The sequence below is a fragment of the Galenea microaerophila genome, assembly GCF_054657255.1.
This window is the reverse complement of record NZ_BAAHWZ010000002.1, coordinates 557,316-575,330: the sequence shown is the minus strand read 5'-3', so window position 1 is coordinate 575,330 and position 18,015 is coordinate 557,316. Positions and strand designations below refer to the sequence as shown.

Sequence of the window (18,015 nt, the reverse complement as noted above, 5' to 3'; positions counted from 1 at the left end):
CCTGCAAAGGGTGCGTATCTGTTCACACTCGTTAAATTTTAACTATAGCTTGCCACAGCACTGCTTATATTTTTTCCCTGAACCACAAGGACAAGGGTCATTACGCCCAACCTTAGGGGTTTCACGACGATAGGTGCCCTGAGTCGCCGAAGTAGAGGCTGCTGCCTCCTCAGCTTCTTGATCCACTTCCATCGCTTGCCCCATCGCATCGGCAGCAGGATGAATCGCCTCTAACTGTTGGGGTCGTTCGGCTTCAAGCTCATTTTCAAAGGCTTCGACATCTTGTGGCGCTTCGATCTTAACTAACAGCAGAATTTTTGTGGTCTCAAACATCACATTGCCCAAGAAAGCCTCAAACATATTCGCCGCTTCCCGACGATACTCCTGGAAAGGATCCTTCTGCGCAAAGCCTCGCAAGTGAATACCACGACGTAAATAATCCATCTGCGATAAATGCTCCCGCCACTGTTCATCAATGGTGCGCAAAAGCACTTCTTTCTCAAACTGATGACGCGTCTGCTCGTCAATGGCTGACATTTTCTCAAGATAATGCTGTTTAACCGTCTCCAGTAACTTCTGCAACAGCGTCTCTTCATACAAGGATTTATCTTCTTCAAGCCACTGATCAATCGGCAGTTCAAGCTCAAATGTTTCTTTTAGACGTAGCATCAATTCTGGCACTTGCCATTGCTCAGCCAAGCTGCCGGCCGGAATAAATTGGTGGAAAAAGTCGGTCAAAACGGTATCGCGAATATTGTCCACCGTTTCGGAGAGATCATCACTTTCCATCAACTCATTGCGTTGCGCATAGACCACTTTTCGTTGCTCATTAGCAATATCATCAAATTTCAGCAGATTCGCACGTTCATCTTGGTGCATGCGTTCTACTTGTCGTTGTGCACGCTCAATGGATTTGGACACCATCTTATGCTCAATCGCCTCATCAGATTTCATGCCGAGGCGACGCATCATATTTTTGACGCGTTCAGAAGCAAAACGACGCATTAAATCATCATCTAGCGAGAGGTAGAAACGCGTCTCACCCGGATCCCCCTGACGCCCTGAACGGCCACGCAATTGGTTATCAATCCGCCGCGATTCATGACGTTCAGAACCTAAAACCTTTAAGCCTCCCAACTCTAATACCTGCTGATGGCGTTTTTCCCAATCGGCTTTTAAAGCAGCGATCGCCTCGTCTGTAGGGTTCTTCAAGGCTTCGATTTCCATTTCGAGATTCCCCCCGAGCACAATATCGGTTCCGCGTCCGGCCATATTGGTCGCCACTGTCACCGCACCAGGGCGCCCTGCTTCGGCAATAATATGCGCTTCACGTTCATGCTGCTTCGCATTTAACACATTGTGCGGAATCTTCTCTTGCGTCAAGAGACTCGATAATAACTCCGACATCTCAATGGATGCTGTCCCAATTAAAAGCGGCTGACCTTTAGCATGGGTCTCTTTAATTTCTTTCACCAAAGCGGCAAACTTACCTTCCATATCTAGGAAAACCAGATCTGGTTGATCGATCCGTTTGGGCGGAATATGGGTGGGGATAATCACTACTTCTAAGTTATAGGTGGACAGGAACTCTCCAGCTTCGGTGTCCGCCGTTCCAGTCATTCCTGATAATTTTTCATACTGACGGAATAGGTTTTGGAAAGTGATCGAAGCAAAGGTTTGACTTTCTGCTTGAATAGGCACGCCCTCCTTGGCCTCGACAGCTTGATGCAACCCCTCACTCCAGCGACGACCCTCCATTTTTCTACCCGTATGCTCATCAATAATGACGACTTCATTGTTTTCGACAATATAATCTCGGTTCTTCTCAAACAGTACATGCGCTTTTAAAGCGGCATTCAAATTCAAAAGTAAGCTGATATTGTGCGCATCAAACAGGCTTTCACCCGCTTCTAATAAGCCGATCTCTTTCAACATCCCTTCAAGTTTTTCATACCCTTGATCGGTCAAATAGGCCTGACGATTCTTTTCATCAACAGTGTAATCGCCTGTGGTCGTTTTCGTTTCCAAATCCTCTTCACCGCGTTCCAAATGTGGAATCAACGGATCAATCGCCTTATAGATTTCAGAACGGTCTTCTGCCGGACCAGAAATAATCAGCGGCGTTCTTGCTTCATCAATCAGAATGGAGTCCACTTCATCGATAATGGCATAGTGCTGGCCACGCTGCACACGCTCCTCTTTAAAGATGGCCATATTGTCACGCAGATAGTCAAAACCAAATTCATTATTGGTGCCATAGGTAATGTCCATGGCGTAAGCGAGCTGTTTCTCTTGTGGACTTTGATTCGAGACTACCACTCCGGTTGAAAGACCGAGAAACTCATAGAGCTGCCCCATCCACTCGGCATCACGCTTAGCAAGATAATCGTTGACCGTGATCACATGCACCCCTTTACCGGTCAGGGCATTCAGATAAGCAGGCAAGGTGGCCACTAAGGTTTTTCCTTCCCCGGTACGCATTTCCGCAATCTTGCCATGGTGGAGCGCCATCCCCCCAATCAGCTGCACATCGTAATGACGCATTCCCAAGACACGCTTACCCGCCTCTCTGACAACGGCAAAGGCTTCTGGTAGAAGATCATTTAAAGTTTCGCCCTTTTCCAGCCGCTGTTTAAACTCATCGGTTTTCGCTTGTAGCGCAACATCATCCAGCTTTTCATACTCCGGCTCAAGGGCATTAATCTTCTCCACCTCTTGACGGTATTGCTTTAAAAGTCTCTCATTACGACTGCCAAAAATTTTCTTAAAAAATTTTGCGAACATTGGGGCTCTCTATCTGAATCTAGTACAATTAAAAAACTTATTCTAGCACAAATTATCGAACGCTTTGCACCAGTCACGAGCAAGGTTCTTTAAAGACAAAAGAGTGGTGAATCACCGATGAAAAAAGCCCTAGATCAAGCACAAGCAGGCCTGAGCAAATTGATTGAACAAACGCAACTCTATCAAGCGCTTTTAGAAGTGGCTCAAGAGGCGCTGCCAAGCCGTATCGCACTGCATTTGATTGGCGTCAGTTTTGAAGGCAAGACTTTAGTCTTACAGCTGGATGATAACCTGTGGAAAAGTAAATTGCGGTTTTACGAAAACGAAATTTTAGCGCTCTATCAACAACATTTCCCGCATTTACAGCTCTATCGCGTGCAAATTCGGGTGCTGCCCTTACAAGCAGAGCGCAAACCGACCAAAGTGCAGATGGACCCCCCAGACAAAGAGACAGGGGCGAAGTTTTTTCATTTGAGTGAAAGCGTGCAATCGGAAGGCTTAAAAAAAGTATTGCAACGCTTAGGCGGGCGGGCCTTCAAATAATTACATCATCACCTTACTGCTGCCATAATCAATGGGCGACTTATCAATATAGGTCACAATTTCATACGCATCAGGCGTTTTTATTAAGGTTCTCAACAGTTGATTATTCAGGGCATGCCCAGATTTATGTGCGGAAAACTCCCCCACAATCGGATAACCGGCCATATAGAGATCGCCCACCGCATCGAGAATTTTATGCCGTACAAATTCATCCTTATTGCGCAACCCCTCAGCATTCATTACACCATTGTCATCCAGACCAATCGCATTGTCTAGGCTCGCGCCCAAAGCTAGATTATTTTTGCGCAGCACTTCCATATCTTTCATAAACCCAAAAGTGCGCGCTCGCGCCACCTCTTTAAAATAGGCCGTGCGTGAAAATTCCAAGGTCATTTTTTCCGCCGTTTGTTTAAAGGCGGGATGATCAAAATCGATGGAAAAATTTAAACGGAAGCCTTCATAAGGTGCAAAAGCGGCCCAGCCCCCCTTATCATTTTCAACACGTACAGGTTTTTTAATGCGGATAAACTTGCGTTGCGCATTCTGTTTTTGAATGCCCGCCGCCTGTAATAAGAAAATAAAATGTGAAGCACTGCCATCCATAATCGGCACTTCATCGGCGGTAATATCGACATATAGATTGTCCATCCCTACCCCAGCTAAGGCAGACATCAGATGCTCAATCGTTGCTATCTTTACCCCATCTTTGACCACCGTTGTACATAAAGTGGTTTCACCCACGATTTCTGGGGACACTTTAAAGGTGACGACAGGATCTAAATCCACCCGCCGAAATACAATCCCTGTATCTTCCGGCGCTGGCTGTAAAGTCATAATGGCCTCATGACCGGTGTGTAAACCGATGCCTTTTGCTTTAACTGGGTTTGCAAGGGTGCGCTGATGCATAGAGACAATCCGATATAATGAAATAAACCGGGTATTATAGCCCGGTTTTTTACACTTAAAAACTCTTTTTAAACCAGTTTTTCATCTGCTCTAACATGGTACTGGCATCTGAAAAACGCGTTCCTTTTTCTGGCTTAGCCATTAAGGGTTGATGCTCTTGGGCATATTTAAGCAAACCGACTGTCGTCGCATAAGCTGGATTATTCACTTGGTCTTGCAAGCCTTTCACACCATGCGGATAGCCTAGGCGCACCGGCATATGAAACACCTCTTCGGCTAATTCAACCGCTCCTTCAACCAGTGAAGCGCCACCGGTAAGAACAATCCCCGCAGCCAACACCTCTTCATAGCCTGAACGCTGGAGTTCTGCTTGAATCAATTGAAACAACTCTTCATACCTTGGTTCCACCACTTCGACCAAAGTGCGACGAGACAGGCAGCGGGCTGGACGATCCCCCACACTGGGCACCTCAATCTCTTCATCCTGAGCAATCAGCTGTGGGACTGCACACGCATACTGTTTTTTAATGCGTTCTGCTGCCGGTGTCGGGGTGCGGAAAGCAACTGCAATATCATTGGTCACCTGATCCCCGGCCACAGAAATCACTGCCGTATGGCGAATTGCACCATTTTGGAAAACCGCAATATCAGTCGTGCCGCCCCCAATATCCACCAAACATACGCCGAGCTCTTTTTCATCTTCAGACAGCACTGCTTCACTGGAAGCCAGCTGCTCCAAAATAATATCCGCCACCTCCAGATTGCAGCGTTCAACACATTTGGTAATATTTTGCGCCGCACTTACCGACCCCATCACCATATGCACCTTCGCTTCCAGACGCACACCCGACATCCCAATCGGTTCGCGAATGCCGCCTTGCTTATCAATAATAAATTCTTGCGGCAAAATATGAAGCAGCTGCATATCGCCGGGAATGGCAATGGTCTTAGCTGCCTCGATCACCCGCTCCACATCTGTCTGCTTCACATCTTGATCACTGATGGCCACCATACCGTCAGAATTCATACTGCGAATATGGCTGCCAGCAATGCCGACATAGACAGAATCCACCTGATAGCCAGACATCCGCTCTGCTTCATCAATGGCATGCTGAATGGACTCGACGGTGGCATCAATATTCACGACCACGCCCTTTTTGAGTCCTCGAGAAGGGTGGGTTCCCATACCGATAATTTCAATTTCCCCATTCCCTTTCAGTTTCCCAATAATGGCCGCAATTTTTGAGGTGCCAATATCTAAACCCACAATAATATTTGAATGCTGTTGCTTAATTGCCATCTGCCTTTGACCCTTCAGTCTGATCTTTTATTGTTTTTTTCTGAATAATAAAACCATTACTATAGCGTAAATCAAACCCTTGCGCGACTTTCAAAGAAGATTTTTCCACTTTTGGGTAGGCTTGCACAAATCTCTGCAGTCTAGACATGGCGTGCGCCCGATCCACAACAAGGGTTTGCCCATTCACCAAATGAATATCCCAAACACCACTCTCTTTTAATTGTAACGACTGAATTTGCATGCCCAAGGCATTCAAGCGCTGCTGAAACTGTACTAAATGCTTTAGCACCTCTGCCGCGTCTTTATCTTGCCCCTGTAACTGCACCAAATCTAAATAGGGTTGAAGGTTTAAGGGATAATACACTTGCCCCGCATCATTAATTAGCCCATTCCGATTCCAGCGTGCGACCGGGGTTTGTAAATGCAACTTAACCTGCAACGTATCCGGCCATTGCCGCGTCACAACCACACTGCGCACCCACTCCAACCGTGTCAAATCTGACTGCAGCTGTAATAGATCCACTTGCCAAAAGGATTGACCCAAAGCACGTTTTAGAATCGGCATCAGCTGCTGACGCTGAGCCGTCGTTAATTGATTCTCCGTCGGCACCACCTCAGTGTGCTTCAACGGAAATAGCGTTTTCTGCTTATCCCAAAAATAGAGTGCCGCCAATACCAGCCCCAAAAGCAAGAGGCCCAACAAGGCATTTTTAAACCAGACGCGTCGCTTAGCCAAAACCTGATTTCACCTAACTTCCATTTGCCAACTGCAAAATGCGTAAAACCAATGCTGAAAAGCCCAGTCCTGCATGCTTTGCAGCCATCGGCACCAAACTGTGATCCGTCATGCCGGGCACCGTATTCAATTCGATTAAATAAGGATTCAATTCCTGATCTAACATCACATCGATTCGCCCCCAACCCTGTGCCCCTAAGGTCTCAAACGCCTGTCTCGCCAGCTTTTGGATCTGCTGTTCTTTTCCTGCTGGCAGGTGAACGGGACAGTGATAACGCGTATCATCTGCCTCATATTTTGCTTGATAGTCATAAAAAGCTCGCTGGGTCTCCAGCTCAATTAAAGGTAGAGGCTCATGGCCTAGAATGCCAACGGTAAACTCGCGTCCAGTGATCCACTGCTCGACTAATACTTCCGCATCAAACTGCTGTGCTTGCTGAATCGCCGCTTCCAGATCGGCTTCATTCTCAACTTTCTTCATGCCGATGCTAGAGCCTTCATGGCAGGGCTTAACCATAACTGGGAAGTCCAGCTGTGCTTGGTGAAAATGGTGCCAACTAAAGGGTTGCGTCGGCGAGATCCAAATAAATTTAGGGGTCGGCAAACCGGCGCCCTGCCATACCAGTTTTGTGCGCAATTTATCCATTGCCAAAGCTGAAGCCGCTACACCACTGCCGGTAAAAGGCTTGTTTAAACTCTGCAAAATGGCTTGTACCTGACCATCTTCCCCCCAACGACCATGCAGCGCGATAAAAACCACATCCACTTGTTCAGCAGCTTGCACCACATCCATCAAGCTTTGTACATCGAAACCTTCTGCATTCACGCCCGCCTGTTGGAGCGCTTGCAGCACCTGTTGGCCGCTGTTTAAAGAGATCGCGCGCTCTTCTGAGACGCCCCCCATCAAAACGCCAACTTTACTCAATGCACTGTCCACGGCCATTTAAGATGCCTCCGCCTTCAACTGCTGCCATTGACGCGCCACCTGACCAATGCTACCCGCGCCCATCACCAGCAGCACATCATCATCCTGTAATAATGGCGCCATACGCGCTTCTAAATGCTCTAAATCCTCAACCAAAATCACATCCTGTTTACCATACAGTCTTAATGCTTGCACCAACGCCTTCGCATCAGCCCCCGGAATCTGACTCTCTCCTGCGGCATAGACCTCGGTCAACACCACCAAATCTGCCAACATTAAGGCCTGCACAAAAGCATCGAAAAGGTCGCGCGTGCGCGTATAACGATGGGGCTGAAACAGCAATACCAATCGCTGGTTAGGAAAGGCTGAACGCGCAGTGGTCAAAGTCGCCTCCAGCTCGGTCGGATGATGACCATAATCATCCACCAGAGTCACCGTTTTATCCCCCAACATGCGCTGTGGATAAACTTCAAATCGGCGCCCCACACCCCCAAAAGTTTCCAGTGCTTGCGCAATGGCTGACCATGCAACATTTAACTCGCGTGCCACCGCAATCGCCGCCAACGCATTCAACACATTATGTCGGCCGGGTAAGTTCAAAGTGACTGGAAAAGCCAACTCTCCATCCGTCCAGACTTCAAACTGCGTTTGCAAGCCTTGATCCACAATCGCACGCGCCTGAATATCGGCCGGCTGCTCAATACCATAGGTCAAATATTTTCGTTTTAATTTTGGCATCATCTGCCGGACATTGGCATCTTCAACGCAAAGAATGGCTAGGCCATAGAAAGGGAGACGGTGAATAAAATCAATAAAGGTCTGTTCCAAATTCTGGTATTGCCCCTGATAGGTTTCCATATGGTCTTCTTCAATATTAGTAACCACGGAAATCATCGGACTTAAATGCAAAAATGAGGCATCCGACTCATCGGCCTCTGCCACCAAATAACGACTGGAGCCTAATCTGGCATTGGTCCCAACCTGATTTAAACGCCCGCCGATAACAAAAGTGGGATCCAATCCCCCTTCGGTAAGAATCGCAGCCGTCAAACTGGTGGTGGTGGTTTTACCATGGGTGCCCGCAATCGCAATCCCAAAACGCATCCGCATCAGTTCGGCCAACATCTCTGCACGCGGAATCACCGGAATACGCTGTGCTTTTGCCCATTCCACCTCTGGATTTCCTTGAGCAATGGCTGTGGAGACCACGACCACATCGCAAGTTTTCACATAGTGTGCTTCATGCCCCATCTGAATTTTCGCGCCTAAATCCAGTAGATGAGCAATGGTTGAGTTATGACGAATATCTGAACCCGTCACCTCAAAACCAAGATTAATACACACCTCTGCAATGCCGGCCATACCGACGCCGCCAATTCCCACAAAATGAATCTGTTTAACCTTATCTTTCATTCAGACTTCTACTCTACTTGAATTTGATTATCATACTAAAGGCCGGCAAGAATCACCAGTTTGAAGCAGGCATAAAAAAAGCTGAACAAGGCTGTTCAGCTTTTATAATCTGGCGGAGAGCGGGGGATTCGAACCCCCGATAGGCGATTAACCTATACCCGCTTTCCAGGCGAGCTCCTTCAACCACTCAGACAGCTCTCCGAATTAAGACGAGAATTATAGCGGAAAAACTCGCTGTTTGGAAAAGATTTTCACCCAATTATTCCGCTCGCCATCTTCCAAAAATCCAGAAGCCATGAAAATGCATGGTCTTAACAGAGCAGTCCGCCTGTTGATAAGACTTGGTCCAATCTAGGATGGGATTACTCCAGATGCGGCGCATCACTTGGAAAAATCCATTACGTGCTGAAGAAATCCCCGAAAAATCCCGGCAACTATAATAGTGCTGATTAGCACCTGTCACGCTATTAATTAGATTGAAAAAAGGTAGCAAGGGTTTCGCCCAATCATACTTCACATCTGGATTAGCCGTATAGCGAAGGCAGTCCGTATTCCCCCATAAAAATTCTTGAGCCAGGTTCAACATTTGAAAGAAAAAGAACCCTTTACTAGGATAGGCACAGACACCACTTCTGCCAACATAAAATTCTCCATCCACTTCCCATGGATTTTTATATTTAAGATGTATCCCTAAAAAAACTTTAACATTTTGCCAACCTGTAAATTTCATCTCATAGTTACCAGGCAACCATTGCGCATTTTCGGCATCCCAACTGGCTTCTGGAAAAGGATTACTACCATTAACAACTGTGAGTAACTCATGATTCTGTACCTGTTGCCAAGCACCACTGGTTTCATCTGTAGCGCTGCCACCCATTTCAGCTTGATAAGGACGCCCCACCCACTGAGGAGATAATTTGACTGAATCCACGTATGGGAATTTGGGTTTACCTCCAAAGAAAAAGCTAAAAAAGGATCCTACTGCGGGGGCCATACCGGTTTCACAATAAGTTCGACGATCATTACTTTCTTTTTCACCCATTACGTTATTGGTCTTCTCAGCAGCCATACAGGCATTAAACCGTGCATCACAAAAGCAGCTTCCCATTTCTGGACTGTTTTCTTGGTCATCTGACAATCCATAAATGCTTCGTCCTTTAGGAATAAAATTACGGAAAATACCAGATGGTTTCGATTGAATTTCTACGGCCACTGCATTAAATTTTGGTAGTACTTCATTTGGACCTAAGCCTTTTTTCGGATTATCAGCGTGCTGCTCAAGTGGGATAAATTCCTCATTGATGGTGTGTTGATTTCCTTGATCATCCGTAACCGTCTTCGGTGTATCTAAATGATGAATATTGCCATAAGTTAAAGTCAATACAGTATTCTCTAAATTCACACCTGCTTCAGATAAAAATGTTTGAGACAGCGTAAAAGGCTGGTCCGCTTGACCGTTTTCCACCATCGCTTTGGTTAATGCAATCTCTGATCGCAATGCAATTGGAGCAATCGCCTGAGCATACATATCATACTGAGCATCCTTAATTCGCTTACCTCCTAACTCTAGGCCTGCAGCCATGACAAACATCCCGGACAGTAATGCAGAGGCACCCAGCAGAGAAATCGAACCTTTCTGTTTCTGGAAAATATTTTTCATTAAACTTTTCATGTTAAGACGCTCTCTTTATGACAGACTTCAAAAGTAAGAGATTTTTGCGTGCCTTTTTATTCAAAGGGTCTTGCTGCAAGGCTTGAATAAAATAAGCTTGCGCTTGTTTATAGTGCTGTTGGACAAAAGCACTCAATCCGAGATTATTCAGTGCAATACTTTTCTCATTTTCATTCTCCGCCTCCTCCAACCACTGCTGATAAATTTTTTCGGCTTGCCGATAGCGGTGTGTTAATAGTGATAATCGCGCAAATTCCGCCTCGTCATTTTTTGTATGTGCTTCTAATTTAATTGCCTTATCTCTAGCCACCCAAGCTAAATCTAATTGACCTTGCTGCTCATACATATGCGCTAAAAGACGATAAACCCGCACATCATCAGGATGTTTTTGCCGAACCTTGGTTAAAATCTCTTCCGCTTTTTGATAATGCTTATTTTTAATCGCTAATTGGGCGACACCGAGCGCAAACTCATAGGCTTCCTTATCTCCAAGATGCGTTGCCAAAGGGGGACGTTCTGGCTCTGTCACCGTGCGAATTTTGGTCGGGTGACTGCTACAACCAGAGCCTAACCCTAGAGAGATAAAAACAATAAAAATAAATTTTAAAAAACACCTCTCTTTCGAAAACCTCATTACCAATTCCGCCCCAACATCACCATTTTTTCGCCTAACAGCAAAATAAAATAAGGCAGCATTAAAAAAGGGAAAATCACAATCGCCATCTTGGCAGAGGTTTTGGCCGCTTTTTCTTCTAAACGTTGCTCTCTTTCTTGATACATTCGGCGCGTAAAATCACTGATTGCTTTAGCAATCGGGGTGCCCAGTTTTTCATTTTGAATTAAAACCAACACTAACTGCTGAATATCTTCGGTGGGATTTCTCTCAGCGAATTGTTTAAGTGCTTGAATCCGAGGCACACCCAACTGAATCTGATCGAGCATATATTCAAATTCAAAACACACTTCTGGATACACCTCTTTTAACTCTGAAGTCACTCGTTTGAGTGCGACAAGATAGCTTAAGCCCGCATTCATACAAATATTTGTCATATCTAAAAAATCGGGTAGCGCTGTATTCACCCGTTCTAATCGTCTATTCCCCAAATAGTTTAATACGTGTTCAGGGGTCAACATAAAGACAATGGGAATAAAAATAGCCAGAGGAAGCGAAAGATTAAACCAAGCCCAAGCAACCAAAGCAATAAAGACACCGAATAGAATGATAAAGGTTTTAATAAAAAAATAAGCACCCACTGAGTCTTCAGTGCGATAGCCTGCTCGGATTAATTGGTTTTCTATTTTTTCAATCTCTTTTTTATCTTTTGGACCTAATACGCGCCCCAAAGCACACCAATCGCAAACTTTTTTCTCTACTACTTCTCGCTGATAATGATTTTGCATGCCAACGCGAGCCTTTAACCGTTCCACTGCGAGCAAATCTTCTTCTTTTCGCTCAATCACCTTGCCAATCAAGAGAATAGACAAAAACACCAATGCGCCTGATAGTATTAAAAGTGAAAGCAGAGAGAGTGAGAGCATAGTTAAAACCTCATCTTTAATAACTGGCGTAACACCAGTGTGCCTATAGCGATCAATGTTAAAGAAACCCATAACAATTTTTGACCTGTTGGGTCATATAAAAAGAATTTCATCGACTCATAATCGAAAAAATATTTATAAGCTAAGTACACCATCGGCGCCAATCCTAAAAACCAAGCCGTAAAACGCGATTCAGCTGTCAAGGTCTTCAATTTCATCTGAAAAACTTCTCGCCGCCGCATTAATTTGGAGAGCTCTTGCAATATCTGAGTTAATTGCCCGCCCGTCTCTCGCTGAATAATCAATGTCACCACAAAAAAATTCGCTTCAGGGATATTCACTCTTTTTTGAAACTCCATAAGGATATCCCGCATATTTATCCCTATTGAAAATTGACGTTCTATTTCTTTAATTTCACTGCCTAAGGGATCCGGTAACATTTCGGCCACTTCATTCAGGGCACCATCCACACCATAACCTGCTTGCAATCCCCGGATCAAACCATCCAGCATTTCTGGAAACTGCTTACGCATTTTTTTTTGCCGCTGTGCTTGTAAATAAAAAAGAAAAGCAGCGGGAATTAAAGGTAGCACGGCTGCTAAAGCGATCATTTTGTCTACACCCTCCCTGCCTACTGACAGCGCCAATAAAAAAATACTGATACAAATGAGTAGCACCTGCCCTAATAACCATTTTTGAATGGTCTTTTTATCGACAATACCTGCGTGCTTAAATTGATCTTCCAGCCAGTTACGCCAATAACTTTTTTGTTTTTGCTTTTTCACCTCTTGTATCTTAGCTTGATACTGAACTCGCATTCCCGCCCGCTGCATCAAATGATCTAATTGTGCTTCTCGGGCAGCTGCCTGATGCACCTTAACACCCCATAAAACAAACACAAAAGGCAACATAATGCTCACCATTAGGAGGACTAACCCCAGATCCATTTAACTAGCGCACCTTTTTTTCAAAATTAAATAATTCCACTGGAAGCTTAATACCGCTGGCTTCACACTTTTTACTGCACCCAGGACGCAGTCCAGTGCTCTTAAAAATGCCATATTGTTGACCCGTAATCGGATCAAATTGCGGTTGAAAAACATAAATTTCTTGTAAGACCACATTCTCTTCTTCAATGCCGACGACTTCCGTAATTGATTCCACTCGTCGCTTACCATCTTTGCCTCGGTTCACATAAATAATCAAATCCAGTGCACTGGCAATCTGTTTACGAATAGAAGCAGCGGGAATATCCACACCACTGAGGTTAATCATCAACTCCAAACGGGCAATACAATCCCGAGGACTGTTCGCATGCAGGGTAGCCAGAGACCCTTCATGCCCCGTATTCATCGCTTGCAGCATGTCTAACACTTCGCCACCGCGCACTTCCCCTAAGACAATTCGATCAGGTCGCATCCGTAAAGCGTTTTTTAACAGTTCACGAGGAGAAACCTCCCCTACGCCTTCAGCATTAGGTGGACGTGTCTCCAAACGCACCACGTGCTCTTGCTGCATCCGCAACTCTGCACTGTCTTCAATGGTTACAATACGTTCATCTTCTGGAATTAAACCTGACAGCATATTGAGCGTTGTCGTTTTTCCAGATCCCGTCCCCCCACACACGATAATATTCAAACCCGCCTTAACACTGTAATCCAAAAATTGGAACATCTGCTCAGTCATCGACCCAAATGAGATCAAGTCTTTGGCGCGTAAATGCTGCTCAGGGAAGCGGCGAATGGAAACGCTAATACCATCCACTGAAAGCGGGGGAATAATAATGTTAATACGAGAGCCATCAGGTAAACGTGCATCCACCAGTGGAGAAAATTCATCGACTCGCCTGCCAGTGTGATAAAGCATGCGATCTACCTTATTGCGTAAATGCTCTTCACTGATGAAAGCGATATCGGTTTTCTCCAGCTTCCCACCTCTCTCAACATAAATGTTCTGATAGCCATTAATTAAGATATCAGAAATAGTGGGGTCGGCAAGCAGGGGTTCAATGGGGCCTAACCCATAGATTTCATCGAGTAACTCTCGACCCAGTTGGCGCACCTCAACATCGGCTAGAGGGTAATCCATGTCAGCAACCACTTCCCTGACCAATTCCTCCAACCGAGGAAGCAATTCTTGACGCGTCTCTTTTGAATCTGCACGGTAAAATGCCTCATCCTCAGCAGCCAGTTTTTGGCAACGCGCTTTAATCTCTAAGAATGTTGCATTCTGACCAAGCTCCACGCGATTGTCTCTAACCGCCTTGTTAACAGGCGCGTCTTGAATCCCACGCTCTTCCAGCTCCCGCTTTTCTATATTTTTTAAGCGATCACGAATACCCATTGATTATGCCATCACCTTTTTATCCGACTGCATTTCAGAGACAGCGGAATGTTCCGAGGCGCTTTTGACAGAATTGGATAAGCGCATCCTTTTTGAGCTTGATGATTTTTTTTGTCGGGTGAAGATCGCTTTAAGTCCCTCGAACCAAGATGTTTTCTGTTGGCTATCTTCCCGAACTTCAGGCAATTCTGTTCCGTTATGAAGCATATTTGCGATTCGCGTCAATTGTGCATTGACAGGAGAGTCTGGTCGATACTGTTCTAATAGCACCCCTTCAACGAGCGCCTCATTGAAAGTTTGATAGTCATTATCTACACGACTGACACTCCCCACTTCTAAAGCATCTATCAACTCTTCAATTAAAGCATTGTGATGACTGGTATTACGATTAATGATCAACTTAAGAGACTCTTTTAAATATCCCAATTTTTGAGCTAAATTAACGGCTGAATTGGTCGCTCGAATTGAGGATAAAGAGGGTTCCGCCACCAAAACAATATTGTCTGATTCATCCAAAGCACTTAAAGCAATATCTGATAAGTCGCTTGGGCAGTCAATTAATACATGATCAAAATATTGCCGTAACACGTCAATCATGACTTTAACCTTCTGCCCATCTACCATCTCTAGCTCTGCTAAATCCCTGGGCAATGACAACAGAAATAAACCTGATGTATGCTGAGAAAGGGATTTATAGACTAAATTTTCGTCTAAGCGATTGAGGTTATAAATAAAATCCGTAATGGTATAGAGGCGATTCTCTTCCATATTCAAATAAAGGGCTGTGTCACCCAAAGGCATATGAAAATCCACGAGCACGGTTCTTTTATCGGTCATATCCGTAATCTTAGCCGCCAAATTGGTGGCCAACGCAGTACAACCCACCCCGCCTTTTAAACTAAAGAAAGCGGAGACAATCCCATTTTTGCCTTGGCGTCTCCGATCTTGCATATGAATAATCGAAAGGATATGAAAAACTTCATCTGGACACTCAATAAACCCTTGCACACCTTGATGACTTGCATGAATAATAAAGTCAGCATCTTTTTCCTTAACCAACACATAGACGGGCAGGCCTTTACCAATTGTGAGTACTTGATTGATGATGTTTAAGGTATTCTCTGCATCGCCTGCAAATTCAATAAAAACGATATTGACATCATCGGGCAAAACATGTGGCGCATCAGGCATCGCCTCTAGGTCATATTTAGACATAATAGAGACCCGTACAGACTCCATTAAATCTTCATCCACGCCAATATAAAGCGCTCTTTTTAAAGCCATATTAGCTGTTGATAAAGACGCTTGACTCATTGTAACTTCTCCAAGCCAGTCTCAATTAAATGCTTAGGCAGCACACTTTTCCCATTTTCCAGCTTAACTGCCGTATCCCCCCACACAAAGCCATTCAGATCGCTAGGACGCTCTAGGTCTTCACCCGGCAATTTCACCTTTTGGTTTTTTTTGATTGGGTTGACAAACTCTGGCGTCACTAAAATTGCCAGTTCGGTTTGGTCTTTTTCATAACTGGTAGAACGGAATAAAGCGCCCAATATAGGAATATCACCCAAAAAAGGAATCTTATTGATCTGAGAGCGTAAATTATCTTGCAGTAAACCGCCAATGACAAAACTTTGGCCAGGCTTCAAGGTAATGGTGGTACTGGCTTTTCGAGATCTAAATCCAGGCACCATCACCGCCCCCGTTTGCACACCAGCACTTTCATCAATATTACTCACCTCAGGGGCAACGGTCATCTGAATCTCACCAGATTCTGTAACAATGGGACTAAACCTCAAGCGAATACCGAACTCTTTATAAGACAAACTCACTGCACCGTTGCCTTGAGAAACTGGAATCGGCAATTCACCACCTACTAAGAAATCCGCAGTTTCACCCGATTGAACGGTCAGTTCTGGTTTCGCCAAAATCCGGGCTAAATTCTTACCCTCTAATAGAGACAAGACGCCATAAAGACTGCTCTCAAAGGGATTAATTCCGATTTGAAAACCATCCGCATACGGTAAAGCTATACTGGCCTGAGTTCCAGCCGCTACTTTCGCCACATTTAATAAAAAATTAGTATTGGTGCCCAAATTACCTGGGGGGAAAATGCCATATTGGTCACGTTTATCGCGTAAAGCAATCCCTGCACGAAAGGGGTTCCCCTTAACCACTTCTGCTACGCGGACTGATAATCGAATCTGCTGCGGACCAGTCACCTTGATGATATTGACCACACTCAATCCCAACGCCGAGATCACAGATTGAATGCGTTTTTTACGCGCTTTATTGGGAACGGTTCCAGAAAGCAGCACCAGATAATTTCCCGCTTGAGAGTGTCCGCCGAAAGAGCCAGCATTTTGTTCCTTTTGTAAGACTTGTGTATCATGGCGCTGCGCAGCTGAAAGCGTGGCATCTCCATCTATTTGGTTACCGATATTATCCACTTCACGACGTACAGAGGATTCAGGATTGACCCATATAGAGCGCAATTCATACTTAACCGTCCCTTCTGGATCTAATTGTTGCATCAAATGCGCAAGGGTATTATTGATCTCATCAAAGCGTGCCTGATCTGGCAGAATATTAATCACGATATGTTTCGCGACATCAGGATGATTGCGGTACCAAATGATCAATTCTGTGCGCCCAGCCTGTTTCCCACTCACCAATAATTCCTTTGCATTCAGTACCTTAACTATGGCCAAGTCAGGATTTGCGATTAAGGCACGTTTAATGGGAAGATCAAATTTCAAAATCTTACTTTCGGTTTGCATAATGTCATATTTCTGCTCAACAGTAGCCATAGCACCCAAAGAGAGCCCCCCCCCAAAGCAAACCGCCAAAAGCTGTAACCAAACCTTAAAGAAACGCGCTCTATTTTTCATCGGATCCTTACCTCTTGTACTTTATTACCTTGCATTAATTCAATCACTTCACGCTTGCGTTTTTTGATTCTATACTTAATCGCGTCTCCACCCTTACTCAGGATCTTGGCATTCACCCCTGTTGTTTTGACGATTTTGACATCTGCTGGGTTTCTTAATACTAAGTGAATCGCACCTATATTCATTGCCAACGCCAACATCTCTGCTTGCTTGGTATTCACATTAAGGGCGACCATTGAACTTTTAATAAAAGCTTCATCTTCTGAACTCTTTGGACTCTTTGAATTTTTATTGTGAGCAGTTTTATTCTGAGCAGACGCCTGTGTTTGATCTTTAGAAAAGGATAAAATACCCATCCGGTTATATTGCCCAACGGACAAAACCTCTATATTCTGCATAATGGTGCGCGAAACCGTCTTACCGCCCCCAGGAAAAACGCTGACCACATCCACTCGGTCATTTGGATTCAAAATACCTAACAACCCAGTTTCTGCTGAAACCGGAATGCGTATCGCACGTTGCCCTGGTGCTAAAATCGCCTCAATACTCTTTTTCTCCGTTTCGTAGCCCCCTATTTTGCGGTCGATAATCCACTCCCCCGCATAAATATTCTGATTTGCGACTCGCCCCACAACATCCTGTGGATTGACAACGACCCCCTTAGCAATGACACCCTCTGTGGGAACTGCAAGCACTTTTACATCATCCACCCCGATTCGCTCACCTCTAAAAATATCATGTGCTGCCACCACAACCGATCGCATCTTTGGTTTTTCCACCACTGTGATGGTCTTCACTTTTACTTGTGCTTTTGCTTTCTGTTCCGCTTCCGCGATGCGATTTTGAACATAACCATAAACGATCGCAACCGCTAAAATCGCTGACAACAGTGCAGCACCATATAATATGAAGTCTCTATTTTTTAGCTTCATCACTTTCCTTAAAACTCAAAAATCTATTTAT

Annotated in this window: 15 protein-coding genes and 1 tRNA gene; 1 reads left to right on the top strand and 15 read right to left on the bottom strand. The window is 44.9% G+C overall.

Annotated features, from left to right (window positions below; genetic code table 11):
- Positions 1 to 42: 42 nt before the first annotated feature.
- Positions 43 to 2,784, bottom strand: a complete 2,742-nt coding sequence (gene secA, locus ACYQ05_RS08105; protein ID WP_459820041.1) for a preprotein translocase subunit SecA — start codon at positions 2,782 to 2,784, stop codon at positions 43 to 45.
- A 117-nt stretch (positions 2,785 to 2,901) separates the two neighbouring features.
- On the opposite strand from secA, the gene ACYQ05_RS08100 reads away from it, so the two are divergent.
- A complete protein-coding gene (locus ACYQ05_RS08100) occupies positions 2,902 to 3,327 on the top strand; it encodes a DciA family protein (RefSeq protein WP_459820039.1) in 426 nt (141 codons plus the stop codon).
- Here ACYQ05_RS08100 and lpxC read toward each other — a convergent pair whose 3' ends face one another.
- From lpxC to cpaB, 14 genes are all read right to left on the bottom strand, one after another.
- Positions 3,328 to 4,233: a UDP-3-O-acyl-N-acetylglucosamine deacetylase gene (lpxC, locus tag ACYQ05_RS08095; RefSeq protein WP_459820037.1), complete on the bottom strand. Its 906-nt coding sequence runs from the start codon at positions 4,231 to 4,233 to the stop codon at positions 3,328 to 3,330.
- A 55-nt stretch (positions 4,234 to 4,288) separates the two neighbouring features.
- Positions 4,289 to 5,533 (bottom strand): cell division protein FtsA, encoded by a 1,245-nt coding sequence (gene ftsA / locus ACYQ05_RS08090; protein WP_459820035.1) that lies wholly within the window; start codon positions 5,531 to 5,533, stop codon positions 4,289 to 4,291.
- The gene (locus tag ACYQ05_RS08085) at positions 5,523 to 6,269 is read right to left on the bottom strand and encodes a cell division protein FtsQ/DivIB (protein WP_459820033.1); all 747 of its coding nucleotides are present in this window, start codon (positions 6,267 to 6,269) and stop codon (positions 5,523 to 5,525) included. Before ACYQ05_RS08085 ends, ftsA begins: the two co-directional genes overlap by 11 nt.
- Positions 6,270 to 6,282: 13 nt before the next feature.
- Positions 6,283 to 7,212, bottom strand: a complete 930-nt coding sequence (locus ACYQ05_RS08080) for a D-alanine--D-alanine ligase (protein ID WP_459820032.1) — start codon at positions 7,210 to 7,212, stop codon at positions 6,283 to 6,285.
- Positions 7,213 to 8,607: a UDP-N-acetylmuramate--L-alanine ligase gene (gene murC, locus ACYQ05_RS08075; protein WP_459820030.1), complete on the bottom strand. Its 1,395-nt coding sequence runs from the start codon at positions 8,605 to 8,607 to the stop codon at positions 7,213 to 7,215.
- 110 nt (positions 8,608 to 8,717) lie between these two features.
- Positions 8,718 to 8,808: transfer RNA gene (locus ACYQ05_RS08070), tRNA-Ser, on the bottom strand.
- A 58-nt stretch (positions 8,809 to 8,866) separates the two neighbouring features.
- A complete protein-coding gene (locus ACYQ05_RS08065) occupies positions 8,867 to 10,279 on the bottom strand; it encodes a hypothetical protein (RefSeq protein WP_459820028.1) in 1,413 nt (470 codons plus the stop codon).
- Between the two features lies 1 nt (position 10,280).
- Positions 10,281 to 10,913, bottom strand: a complete 633-nt coding sequence (locus ACYQ05_RS08060) for a tetratricopeptide repeat protein (protein ID WP_459820026.1) — start codon at positions 10,911 to 10,913, stop codon at positions 10,281 to 10,283.
- Positions 10,913 to 11,818 (bottom strand): type II secretion system F family protein, encoded by a 906-nt coding sequence (locus ACYQ05_RS08055; protein ID WP_459820024.1) that lies wholly within the window; start codon positions 11,816 to 11,818, stop codon positions 10,913 to 10,915. Before ACYQ05_RS08055 ends, ACYQ05_RS08060 begins: the two co-directional genes overlap by 1 nt.
- Positions 11,819 to 11,820: 2 nt before the next feature.
- Positions 11,821 to 12,765: a type II secretion system F family protein gene (locus tag ACYQ05_RS08050; RefSeq protein WP_459820022.1), complete on the bottom strand. Its 945-nt coding sequence runs from the start codon at positions 12,763 to 12,765 to the stop codon at positions 11,821 to 11,823.
- Positions 12,766 to 12,769: 4 nt separating this feature from the next.
- Complete coding sequence (locus ACYQ05_RS08045; protein WP_459820020.1) at positions 12,770 to 14,161, bottom strand: TadA family conjugal transfer-associated ATPase; 1,392 nt, start codon at positions 14,159 to 14,161, stop codon at positions 12,770 to 12,772.
- A gap of 3 nt (positions 14,162 to 14,164) precedes the next feature.
- Positions 14,165 to 15,475: a CpaE/TadZ family protein gene (locus ACYQ05_RS08040; RefSeq protein ID WP_459820018.1), complete on the bottom strand. Its 1,311-nt coding sequence runs from the start codon at positions 15,473 to 15,475 to the stop codon at positions 14,165 to 14,167.
- Positions 15,472 to 17,052, bottom strand: a complete 1,581-nt coding sequence (locus ACYQ05_RS08035) for a type II and III secretion system protein family protein (RefSeq protein WP_459820016.1) — start codon at positions 17,050 to 17,052, stop codon at positions 15,472 to 15,474. Before ACYQ05_RS08035 ends, ACYQ05_RS08040 begins: the two co-directional genes overlap by 4 nt.
- Positions 17,049 to 17,984, bottom strand: coding sequence for a Flp pilus assembly protein CpaB (gene cpaB, locus ACYQ05_RS08030; protein WP_459820014.1), 936 nt, complete (start codon positions 17,982 to 17,984; stop codon positions 17,049 to 17,051). The genes ACYQ05_RS08035 and cpaB overlap by 4 nt, the downstream gene beginning before the upstream one ends.
- Positions 17,985 to 18,015: the final 31 nt, after the last annotated feature.